Raw genomic sequence first — 10,389 nt, forward strand, 5'->3', positions numbered from 1 at the left:
GGGCAAAGGCACCGGCGGCATCCGGGCCGGCGCGGCGGCGGCCGGTGCCGCGGCGCGACGCCGGGCCAGGCGCCGCGGCGGGGCCGAGAGGTCGTCGAACGCCGCCAGGATCTTCCGGACCAGCGCGGGGTCTTCGGCCATGGCGGCGGGCTGGCGCGACCGGAAGGCCCGCGCGATCTCGGCCGCGAAATCCCGGTGCTGTGGCGGCAGCCGCCGGAGGTCGATCTCCGCCCCGGCCAGATCCCGGCTCACCTTCCGGCCCGCATCGTCAAGCTGGTCCATTCGCATTCGTTCGTCCTTCCGACGCACAGCTTTGAGGCTGGCTCGACCCAGTCGGAACCACTGTCGGCAAAGGCTCGTGCAGGCGCTGTCCCCACCAACCCAATGATTCCACGGTCGGCCGACCGACCGACATGGCTTCCCCCTCCCGTGAACCTTTTGTCATTGATTGCAACGCGGCGGCGCATATTCGGATAATGCACGCTCCGAATCGCGAAATCAGTCTACCAGCAAGCGCGAGACGCGTTAATCCTTAAAAACTATTGCAGAAGACCATTTTAAATCAAGCGTTCTCGCCGAGCCTGATGGCCAAGGGCTCGCCAGAGGCGGTCTGGAGGGCTGCCGCGCCGGAATCTCGGCGAACTCCAGCCATCGGGAACTTTCCGGGACCTCGCCATTGCGGAAGCCGGGAAAATATGCCAAGATTTCGATATAAAGAGTTTGAGTTCTGCGAACAGGTCGCCGAATTCACCGACGACAGGCGATGGCCGGGCTGGTTTCCGGTCCTCTCCACAACCCACAGGCTGCAATGTCGCGAGGATCGGAGGGTGTCGGAAGGCGTTTATCGGCCGCTCTGCAGGCCCGGAACCGGCATTTTATGCCGCAGCACCTTGATCGAGCAGCATTGCGTTATCGTCTTGCGGAAATCGCGCGAAACACCCTAAAATTGAGCCTAGAATTTTAGCCATCCAGTGGAGGGAGGCGATTCGAATCCTTCGGCGGCCGCAAATTCAACCCGCGCCTCGCCTTCCGGACGGATCGTTCACTAAGAAAGAGCAGCATGGCACGCCCAAGCGAAACCGAGATCCTGAGGTTCACCAAAGAAATCGTTGTCGCCCATGTGTCCCGAAACACGCTCGACAGCGAAAGCCTTCTCGACCTGATCCGCAACGTCTACACGACGCTGAACGCCACCCAGGGCGCGGCGGTCGACGGCGAGGTCGAGTTGCCGAATGACGGGCCCGACGGCCTGGTGCCGGCCGAAGGGTCCGGCGCCGAGCACGAGGCGGAGCCTGCGGCGCCGCCGGTCCCGGCCGTGCCGATCGAGGATTCGGTGACCCCGGACTACATCGTCTGCCTGGAAGACGGGCGCCGCTTCAAGACCATGAAGCGCTGGCTGCGGGCGACCTACGGGCTGAGCCCGGAGCAGTACAAGGAGCGCTGGGGCCTGCCGGCGGATTATCCGCTGACGGCGCCGAACTACACCAAGGCGAAATCGGCCGACGCCAAGCGCCAGGGTCTCGGCTCCGGCCGCCCGGCCCGCGTGGCCCGCGCCAGCCGGCCCGGCCGCCAGCGCGCCGCGCGCCAGAGCGAGCAGAAGTCCAAGCGCTGAGCCTCCGAGATCCGGCCGTTCGGGACGCGGCCGGATCAGCTCGGCGTCAGCAGGCCGGGGCGCGGTGGCGCAGGAGCGGAGAGGCGAGAAGGCGCCGGCCCAGGGCGCGGCCGGGCCTCTCGATCGTGACGTAGGCCAGCCAGGTCACGGCGGCAACCGCCGGTATGGTGATCGCCATCGCCAGGGCGAAGCGGGCCGGCGCCGGTGTCGGGGCGCCCGACGTGTTGGCGACGAACGCGACCGCCGGCAGCATCACCAGCAGATGCGACAGGTAGATGCCGTAAGAGGCTTCGCCCAGCAGATGGAACGGGCGGCTGCCCAGCAGCGCCGCCGCCCGGGATAGGGGCCGCGCCAGGACGCCGCCGAGCACGGCATGGTGGATCAGGCCGAACATCCCGAACGCGATCATCATCCGCGCCGCCAGTGCGACCGGCGCGGTGCGGCCGCCGATCGGAAGGGCGGCAAGCAGGACCGCCAGCAACGCATAGCCCAGCACCACCCGCCTCGATCGTCCCACGGCCGCGGCGCACAGCATTCCCGCCAGGAAGACGTGCAGCTTCAGGACCAGCACGGACGGCATTTCATAACTGGCGAAGAAGGCTGGCCGCAGGCTGAACAGAAGAATGCCGGCGGCGGCGATGACGAGGGCACCGGCCGGCCAGCCGATGCGAGCGATGGTCAGCATCAGGAACGGCAACGCCAGGTAGTACTGCATCTCCAGCCCGATGCTCCAATCCGGCAGCGCCGTGCGGAAACCGTAGTCGGGCAGCGCGCCGAACATGAAGGAGAGGTGCAGCAGGATGTTCTGCAGGCTCTGGTCGATGTACCGCTCCATGCTGGTCATCGAGCCGGGGACAACCGAGGCGATATCCACCCGTGCGTCCCCGAGCCAGGGGCCGACGGCGATCGCGACCGCCAGCGCCGCGTAGTAGAGCGGGGCGATCCGGAAGAACCGCCGGACCCAGAAGGCGGTCCAGGTCGATGGTGCCTGCCATGGCTCGCGCGCTCGCCGCTGCACGTAATGGAAGACCATCAGGAAGCCGGAGATCATGATGAACAGGTCGACCCCGAAATCCGGCGAGTCGGCCAGCGGGATGCGCCATCCCGACAGCAGCAGCCCGTGCCCGACCAGCACCCAGAGCGAAGCCAGCCCGCGCAGCCCGTCCAGGCATCCGATCCGGCCTGCCTCCCTGTCCCCGTTGATCTTCCCGGTCCCGGCAATCCTGTCGGCCATCTCGCCCTCCCCGCGGACGGACGTTAATGAAGATCGTCCCCTCGGTCACGCCCGCCCTGCCGTGCTGCTTCCTCGGCGTGGCGGCCGATCCGCTCCGTCATGCCCTGGAAACACATCCGGGACCGCGTTCGGACTCGACAGGCGGCATCGTTGTTCTATATTCGTTCCAGCCATCATCACGACCTGGACCGTCATGGGGCATATCCAGCAACTGGCTTTCGCGCTTGGACCGGTCGAGGACAGGCCGGTCGCACCGCCGCGGCCAAGGCCCGCCGGACGGCCGGGCCGGCCGGCGGCGGTCGCCCAGCCGCTGCTGCCGGAGGTCGCGCCGGCCGCGGCGGTCGAGCCTGCGGCCGCGATCGCCCCGAGACCTTCTCCGCCCCCTTCCCCTCCGCTCCCCTCCCCTCCGCCGCCGGCGGCCATTCCGCCCGCCGCCATCGTCGAAACGTCGCTGTCTGATGACGGAGCGCCGTCGCCGGTGAAGGCCGCACTCTATGTGGCGATCGGCTTCGCGCGCGGGCGCGAGCGGCGGCGCGGCGGATGGCACCGCCTGGCCGAGCAGGGCTTCGCCAGCCGACGCCTGGCCGAGGAACACGCGGCACGGCTGCTGGCGCGGGGCCGCGCCGACGGCGTCCTCCTGACCCGGCAGGATGTTGCCGCCGACCTGGACGCGGCGGACGAGCCGGTGATCCTGGCGCGCCTGGGCGAGTTGCCGGCGGAGTTGTTGGAGAGTTGACGCAGAAAGGGCGCCGCGGGGGCGCCCTTCCTTTCATCACACCCCGTGCGAAGTCCGGTCAGTGCACGCCGCTGAGCTGCCGCAGGCTCTGCCGCGCCCGGCCGAGGCGGGACCGGATGGTGCCGACCGGGACGCCGAGCGTGCTGGCCGCCTCGTCATAGGAGGCGCCGCCGACCGCGACGACCTCGAGCACCTCGCGATGATCATGGCTGAGGCGCGGCCAGGAAGCCTGGACCCGGGCGATCTCCACCCGCTGCTCCTGGTTGACCGGGACCGCGATCTCGCAATCCTCGATCTGGAACTGACTGCTGGCGCGTTTGGCCGGGCCGACGAATTTCGACAGGAAGATCCGGCGCATCATCACCACCATCCAGGCCATCAGGTTGGTGCCGGGCTGCCAGAGGTGGAACTTGCAGTAGGCGCGCATCAGCGTCTCCTGCAGCAGATCCTCCGCATCCACCGGATCGCGGGTCAGCGATGCCGCATAGCGCCGAAGGTCCGGCATCCGCGGCGATACCAGGGACGTGAAGCTGGCAGTCGAGGCTCCTTCGAGGCTGCTTGTCATTCTCCCACCCTTTCCTGCCTGTCGCCATCGGCGCAGGCAAAGTCTCTCCGTTTCCGGACTCAAGACCTTCGGCCTCCAGCCCGGACGCGGGGCAATGATCACAGGATCATTGCCGCTTCGGTTGTGAACTGTGGATGAAACCCTCAACTACTTTCCATGTTCCGCCAAAATTCGGCCGAAAATCCGCCGCGACGATAGACATTCGTCCGGCATACGACAGCAAACACGCTGCACAGTGCCGTTCCGCTTCGCCGACGCTAACATTTGATAAGGCATAAAATAGTTTGGCGCCGCCGCCCGTTACATCATTTGATAAATCCCGTATTGGGACCGCGGTGAGCGGAAGAGCACCATACTTGGCGGGGCAGCGCCTGCCGCCTTCGATCTGCCGGCTCCGAAAGCAGTTTCCGCGACCCTGCCGCATAACCGCGCCTTTCGCCTGCAGACACCCTCCCGATTGGTTGAATTTCGGGCCGTAAACATTCGTCTGACAAAGGGATTCGGCTTCCGCAGCCCCGGCCGCTTGGCGTATGGAGTCGGTACGCCGCCGGACCGCTTGGTCCGGCTGGAACGGCGAAGTTCGGGCCTGGCCCCACCAAGATCCGCCGCGTTCGACGGCGGAGCGTGCTTGTGCGTTTCGCATGGGCATCGAACAGGAGAAGGCATAGGGAATGCTCAAGACATATTTGACGGCGACGGCGGCGAGCCTGCTGGCTCTGACCGCCGCGGCCTACGCCCCCTCCGCGGCCGCGCAGGCCAAGGAGGAGGTCGAGGTGATGCATTGGTGGACCTCCGGCGGCGAGGCGGCCGCCCTGAACGTTCTGAAGGAGCAGTTGCAGAAGGAAGGCGTGTCCTGGAAGGACGCGCCGGTGGCCGGCGGCGGCGGCGATGCGGCGATGACCGCGCTGCGGGCGCGGGTAACGGCCGGCGACAAGCCGACCTCGGTGCAGCTGCTCGGCCTGTCGGTTCACGACTGGGCGGCGGAAGGCGTGCTGGCCGACCTGACCCCGCTGGCCGAGAAGGAGCATTGGGCCGACCATATCCCGCCGGCCATCCAGGCCTTCTCGACCTATGAGGGCAAGTGGGTCGCGGCCCCGGTCAACATCCACCGCACCAACTGGCTGTGGATCAACAAGAAGCTGCTCGACAAGGTCGGCGGCAAGGCCCCGACCAACTGGGCCGAGTTCGAGGCCCTGGCCAAGCAGTTCAAGGATGCCGGCGTCACGCCCTTGGCCCATGGCGGCCAGCCCTGGCAGGAGGCGACCACCTTCGACGCCATCGTCGTCGCCGTCGGCGGCAACGACTTCTACAAGAAGGCGTTCGTCGACCTCGACCCGGCGGCGCTGGGCAGCGACACCATGCAGAAGGCGTTCGACCAGCTGCGCGTGCTGCGCGGCTGGGTCGACCCGAACTTCTCCGGCCGCGACTGGAACCTGGCCTCGGCCATGGTGATCAACGGCGAGGCCGGCATGCAGGTGATGGGCGACTGGGCCAAGGGCGAGTTCATCAAGGCCGGGCTGAAGCCGGGCGTCGACATCGTCTGCGTGCCCTATCCGGGCAGCGAGAAGGCGTTCCTGTTCAACAGCGACCAGTTCGCCATGTTCAGCCTGGACGACAAGGCCCGGCAGGACGCGCAGCTGAAGCTGGCCAGCGCCATCGAGAGCCCGAGCTTCCAGGAAAGCTTCAACCTGGTGAAGGGCTCGATCCCGGCCAACACCGAGGTCAAGCCGGACAAGTTCGACAGCTGCGGCCAGAAGTCGATGGCCGACCGCGACGCCTTCAAGACCACGGGCGGGATGCTGCCGAGCCTGGCGCACGGCCATGCCGCACCGGCCGCGGTCAAGGGCGCGATCTACGACGTCGTCACCAACTTCTTCAACTCGACCCAGTCCTCCGCCGATGCGGCGAAGGCCCTGGTCGACGCGGTGGCGCTCGCCAAATGACCCGCGTGCGGGGGCCGACCGTCGGCCGGCCCCCGCCGCCTTTTCGCCCCTGCATATTGAGGGCCTGCCGATGGCCGTGATCTCCGAGCCCGCCGCCGCGGGTCGCCGATCCCCCTTCGATTGGCTCCAGACGATCCTGCCCAAGCTCGTTCTGGCGCCGTCCTTCGCCGTGACCATCGTCTGCGTCTACGGCTTCATCCTGTTCACGCTGTATCTGTCGATGACCAACTCGACGATGATGCCGCGTCTCGACAGCTGGGTCGGCCTCCTCCAGTACGAAAAGCTATGGTCCGACCCGAAATGGACCATCTCGCTGGTCAACCTAGCGATTTACGGCGTGCTGTATATCGGCATCAGCACGGTGATCGGCCTGCTGCTGGCGATCCTGCTGGACCAGCGGATCCGGATCGAGGGGGCGCTGCGCACCATTTACCTCTATCCGATGGCGATCTCCTTCATCGTCACCGGCACGGCCTGGAAGTGGATCCTCAACCCCGGCCTCGGCCTCGACAAGCTGATGCATGATTTGGGCTGGACCAGCTTCACCTTCGACTGGCTGATCAATGGCGACATGGCGATCTACACCGTCGTCATCGCCGGCGTCTGGCAGTCCTCCGGCTTCGTCATGGCGATGTTCCTGGCGGGGCTGCGGGGCGTGGACAGCGACATCCTGAAGGCGGCCGCGATCGATGGCGCCACGCTGCCGCAGACCTACCGGCGGATCATCATCCCGCTGATGCGGCCGGTGTTCCTGTCGGCCTTCGTGGTCTCGGCTCATCTGGCGATCAAGAGCTTCGACCTCGTGATGGCGCTGACCGCGGGCGGCCCCGGCACCTCGACCTGGATGCCGGCGCTGTACATGTACAGCCTGACCTTCACCCGCAACCAGATGGGGCTGGGCGCCGCCAGCGCCGTGATCATGCTGGCCACGATCAGCGCCATCATCGTGCCCTACCTGTACTCCGAGCTGCGGGGTGGCCGCCGTGACTGAGGCTTCCATCATGGTGCCCGGCCCGCGCTCAGGCCTTTCGGTCGCTCTGCGCTGGCTGCTGTTCGCCATCCTCGGCGTGTTCGCGCTGATCTATCTGTTCCCGCTCTTCGTCATGGTCGTGACCTCGCTGAAGACGCTGGACGAGGTGCGGGCCGGCAATATCCTGTCGCTGCCGCCGAGCCCGACCCTTGAGCCCTGGGTCAGCGCCTGGAGCACCACCTGCGTCGGCCTGACCTGCGAGGGGCTGAAGGGTTATTTCCTCAATTCGATCCTGATGACGGTGCCGGCAGTGGCGATCTCGGCCGTGCTCGGCGCCCTCAATGGCTATGTCCTGACCAAGTGGCGGTTCCGCGGCGACGGCATCGTCTTCGCCCTGATCCTGTTCGGCTGCTTCATCCCGTTCCAGATCGTGCTGCTGCCGATGGCGCGGACGCTGGGCTTTCTCGGCCTCGCCTCCTCGACGCCCGGGCTGATCTTCGTCCATGTGGTGTACGGCCTGTGCTTCACCACGCTGTTCTTCCGCAACTACTACGCCGCCTTCCCGAACGACCTGGTGAAGTCGGCGATGATCGACGGCGCCGGCTTCTTCCGCATCTTCTGGCGGATCCTGCTGCCGAACTCGGTGCCGATCATCGTGGTCACGGTGATCTGGCAGTTCACCAACATCTGGAACGACTTCCTGTTCGGCGTCTCCTTCGCCGGCGGCGGCAGCGCCATGCCGGTCACGGTCGCGCTGAACAACATCGTCAACAGCTCGACCGGCGTGAAGGAATACAACGTCCACATGGCCGCGGCGATCATCGCCGCGCTGCCGACGCTCGTCGTCTACGTGCTCGCCGGCCGCTATTTCGTGCGCGGACTGATGGCGGGCGCGGTGAAGGGATAACCGCACCATGGCCTCTCTCACGATCCGGAACGTGATCAAGCGCTACGGCGCGATCGAGATCCTCAAGGGCATCGACATCGACGTCGACGACGGCGAGTTCCTGGTGCTGGTCGGCCCGTCCGGCTGCGGCAAGTCTACGCTGCTCAACATGATCGCCGGGCTCGACACCGTCTCGGACGGCACCATCGCCATCGACGGCCGGCGGGTGAACGAGCTGCACCCGAAGGACCGCGACATCGCCATGGTGTTCCAGTCTTACGCGCTGTACCCGAACATGTCGGTCGAGCAGAACATCGGCTTCGGGCTGGAGATGCGCGGCGTGCCGAAGGAGGAGCGGGCCAAGGCGATCGCCGACGTCGCCCGCCTGCTGCAGATGGAGCATCTGCTGAAGCGCAAGCCCAGCCAGCTGTCCGGCGGCCAGCGCCAGCGCGTGGCGATGGGCCGGGCGCTGGTGCGCGACCCCAAGGTGTTCCTGTTCGACGAGCCGCTGTCCAACCTCGACGCCAAGCTGCGGGTGGAGATGCGGACCGAGATCAAGAAGCTGCACCAGCGGCTGAAATCGACCATCGTCTATGTCACCCACGACCAGATCGAGGCGATGACGCTGGCCACCCGGATCGCGGTGATGCGGGCCGGCGAGCTGCAGCAGCTGGGCACGCCGCGGGAGATCTACGACCGGCCGGCCAACACCTTCGTCGCCGGCTTCATGGGCTCGCCGCCGATGAACCTGATCAGGGCCAAGGTGGTGGACCACAATGGCGGACCGCACGCCGCCATCGATCGGCTGCAGGACGGCGAGATCGTGCTGCCGCTGCCGGCCAATGACGGGCTGCGCGGCGCCGCCGGGCGCGACATCATCCTGGGCCTGCGCCCGGAGAACATCACCGACCCGCAGGGCGCCGTGGGCGGCGCCGGCCCGGTCTTGGAGACCGAATGCCTGATCGAGGTGACCGAGCCGACCGGCCCGGACCTGATCGCGGTGGTCGAGATGGGCGGCAAAGAGGTGCTGGCCCGGCTGCGCCCCGACGCCGAGGCCCGGGCCGGCCAGCGCAGCCGGCTGGTGTTCGACATGGGCAAGGCCGTGGTGTTCGACGCCGGCACCGAGGCCCGCATCGCATGACGCCGCTTCGCATCGGACTGATCGGCTACGGCCCCGCCGCCCGCGTCTTCCACGGCCCCCTGATCGCCGCCTGCCCCGGCGTGGAGCTGGCCGCGGCGGCGGTGCGGAACCCCGAGGCGGTGACCGACGCGCCGCCCGGCCTGCCCATCGTCACCATCGACGCCCTGCTGGCCGACCCGTCGGTCGAAGCGGTGGTGGTGGCGACGCCGAGCGGCAGCCACCATGAAGTGGCCCGCCGGGCGCTGGAGGCCGGCAAGCATGTCGTGGTCGACAAGCCGGTCACGGTCACGGCCGCCGAGGCCGACGACCTGATCGCCCTGGCGGCGAAGCGGCGGCGGGTGCTGACCGTGTTCCACAACCGGCGCTGGGACGGCGACTTCCTGGCGCTGCGGGCCTTGATCGCCGAGGGGCGGCTAGGCCGAGTGCTGTCCTTTGAATCCAACTACGACCGCTTCCGCCCGACTGTCCGGGCGCGCTGGCGCGAGCAGGCGGTGCCGGGATCGGGGTTGCACTACGACCTCGGCTCGCATCTGATCGACCAGGCGCTGGTGCTGTTCGGCCGGCCCGACTTCGTGCGGGCGGAGCTGCGCGCCATCCGCCCCGGCGCCGAGGCGGTGGACGACGCTATCTTCACCCTCGGCTTCGGCCCGACGCGGGCGCTGCTGCGCTGCCGCATCCTGGTGGCGGAGCCGGGGAGCCGGCTGGTGGTGCAGGGCGACCGCGCCACCTTCCGCAAGCTGGAGATCGACCCGCAGGAGGACCATCTGCGCGCCGGCACGGTCCAGACCGCGCCGGAGACCGGCTGGCTGACCCTCGGGCGCGAGGCGGGCGTGCCGGAGACGCAGCGCCTGGCGATCGCGCCCGGCCACTACGGCGCCTTCTATGCCGGCTTCGTCGCCGCGGTCCGCGACGGCGCGCCGCCGCCGGTCGACCCGCGCGACGGCCGCGACGTGGTCCGGGTGATCGAGGCCGCGATCGAGAGCTCCGCCACCGGCCGCGACGTCCGGCTGGAGTGGTAGGCGGTCAGGTCAGCGCACTGGCGACTAGGCTGTTCCTTCCCGCAAAAGAACCGTCATTGCGAGGAGGCGAAGCCGACGAAGCAATCCATGCCTCCGCTCTTGCGGCCCTGGATTGCTTCGCTTCGCGTAACTGCCCAGGAGGACCTTGACCTCTTGACCGATCTGGGAGGTTTGTGAGTCAAGGAAGGATGACGCCGCCACCCCCATCGTTGTCCGAGGAAGGTCTTCTGGCCCTAATTGGCGAGTTGCAGGCGCGCAACCGGATGCTGGAGCAGCAGAACGC

General features: G+C 67.6%; 10 protein-coding genes. 7 read left to right on the forward strand and 3 right to left on the reverse strand.

Annotated elements, in window-relative coordinates:
- On the reverse strand, nt 1-282 hold a 282-nt coding region (locus tag AB4Z01_RS34605; RefSeq protein WP_441701165.1), incomplete at its 3' end, for a hypothetical protein.
- A gap of 778 nt (nt 283-1,060) precedes the next feature.
- On the opposite strand from AB4Z01_RS34605, the gene AB4Z01_RS34610 reads away from it, so the two are divergent.
- Complete coding sequence (locus AB4Z01_RS34610; RefSeq protein WP_441701167.1) at nt 1,061-1,612, forward strand: MucR family transcriptional regulator; 552 nt, start codon at nt 1,061-1,063, stop codon at nt 1,610-1,612.
- Between the two features lie 46 nt (nt 1,613-1,658).
- Here AB4Z01_RS34610 and AB4Z01_RS34615 read toward each other — a convergent pair whose 3' ends face one another.
- Nucleotides 1,659-2,846, reverse strand: coding sequence for an acyltransferase family protein (locus AB4Z01_RS34615; protein WP_441701169.1), 1,188 nt, complete (start codon nt 2,844-2,846; stop codon nt 1,659-1,661).
- A gap of 478 nt (nt 2,847-3,324) precedes the next feature.
- Between AB4Z01_RS34615 and AB4Z01_RS34620 the strand changes: the two genes are divergently transcribed.
- Nucleotides 3,325-3,582, forward strand: coding sequence for a hypothetical protein (locus AB4Z01_RS34620; protein WP_441701171.1), 258 nt, complete (start codon nt 3,325-3,327; stop codon nt 3,580-3,582).
- Between the two features lie 58 nt (nt 3,583-3,640).
- Here AB4Z01_RS34620 and AB4Z01_RS34625 read toward each other — a convergent pair whose 3' ends face one another.
- A complete protein-coding gene (locus tag AB4Z01_RS34625) occupies nt 3,641-4,147 on the reverse strand; it encodes a sigma-70 family RNA polymerase sigma factor (RefSeq protein WP_441701173.1) in 507 nt (168 codons plus the stop codon).
- A gap of 671 nt (nt 4,148-4,818) precedes the next feature.
- Between AB4Z01_RS34625 and AB4Z01_RS34630 the strand changes: the two genes are divergently transcribed.
- From AB4Z01_RS34630 to AB4Z01_RS34650, 5 genes are all read left to right on the forward strand, one after another.
- Complete coding sequence (locus AB4Z01_RS34630; RefSeq protein WP_441701174.1) at nt 4,819-6,090, forward strand: ABC transporter substrate-binding protein; 1,272 nt, start codon at nt 4,819-4,821, stop codon at nt 6,088-6,090.
- Nucleotides 6,091-6,160: 70 nt separating this feature from the next.
- On the forward strand, nt 6,161-7,081 hold the full coding sequence (locus tag AB4Z01_RS34635) for a carbohydrate ABC transporter permease (protein ID WP_441701176.1): 921 nt from the start codon (nt 6,161-6,163) through the stop codon (nt 7,079-7,081).
- A gap of 10 nt (nt 7,082-7,091) precedes the next feature.
- Nucleotides 7,092-7,967 (forward strand): carbohydrate ABC transporter permease, encoded by an 876-nt coding sequence (locus AB4Z01_RS34640; protein WP_441701182.1) that lies wholly within the window; start codon nt 7,092-7,094, stop codon nt 7,965-7,967.
- A 7-nt stretch (nt 7,968-7,974) separates the two neighbouring features.
- Entirely contained in the window at nt 7,975-9,087 is a 1,113-nt protein-coding gene (locus tag AB4Z01_RS34645) for an ABC transporter ATP-binding protein (RefSeq protein ID WP_441701178.1), read from the forward strand.
- Nucleotides 9,084-10,106, forward strand: a complete 1,023-nt coding sequence (locus AB4Z01_RS34650; protein WP_441701180.1) for a Gfo/Idh/MocA family oxidoreductase — start codon at nt 9,084-9,086, stop codon at nt 10,104-10,106. Before AB4Z01_RS34645 ends, AB4Z01_RS34650 begins: the two co-directional genes overlap by 4 nt.
- Nucleotides 10,107-10,389: the final 283 nt, after the last annotated feature.

It is taken from the genome of Inquilinus sp. YAF38, assembly GCF_052113205.1.
In the GTDB taxonomy this organism is placed as follows: domain Bacteria; phylum Pseudomonadota; class Alphaproteobacteria; order DSM-16000; family Inquilinaceae; genus Inquilinus.

Bases quoted from the DNA above. Each gene is read 5' to 3' on its own strand.
- AB4Z01_RS34610 (WP_441701167.1), top strand. From the start codon at position 1,061: ATGGCACGCCCAAGCGAAACCGAGATCCTGAGGTTCACCAAAGAAATC.
- AB4Z01_RS34615 (WP_441701169.1), bottom strand. From the start codon at position 2,846: ATGGCCGACAGGATTGCCGGGACCGGGAAGATCAACGGGGACAGGGAG.
- AB4Z01_RS34625 (WP_441701173.1), bottom strand. From the start codon at position 4,147: ATGACAAGCAGCCTCGAAGGAGCCTCGACTGCCAGCTTCACGTCCCTG.
- AB4Z01_RS34630 (WP_441701174.1), top strand. From the start codon at position 4,819: ATGCTCAAGACATATTTGACGGCGACGGCGGCGAGCCTGCTGGCTCTG.
- AB4Z01_RS34635 (WP_441701176.1), top strand. From the start codon at position 6,161: ATGGCCGTGATCTCCGAGCCCGCCGCCGCGGGTCGCCGATCCCCCTTC.
- AB4Z01_RS34640 (WP_441701182.1), top strand. From the start codon at position 7,092: ATGGTGCCCGGCCCGCGCTCAGGCCTTTCGGTCGCTCTGCGCTGGCTG.
- AB4Z01_RS34645 (WP_441701178.1), top strand. From the start codon at position 7,975: ATGGCCTCTCTCACGATCCGGAACGTGATCAAGCGCTACGGCGCGATC.
- AB4Z01_RS34650 (WP_441701180.1), top strand. From the start codon at position 9,084: ATGACGCCGCTTCGCATCGGACTGATCGGCTACGGCCCCGCCGCCCGC.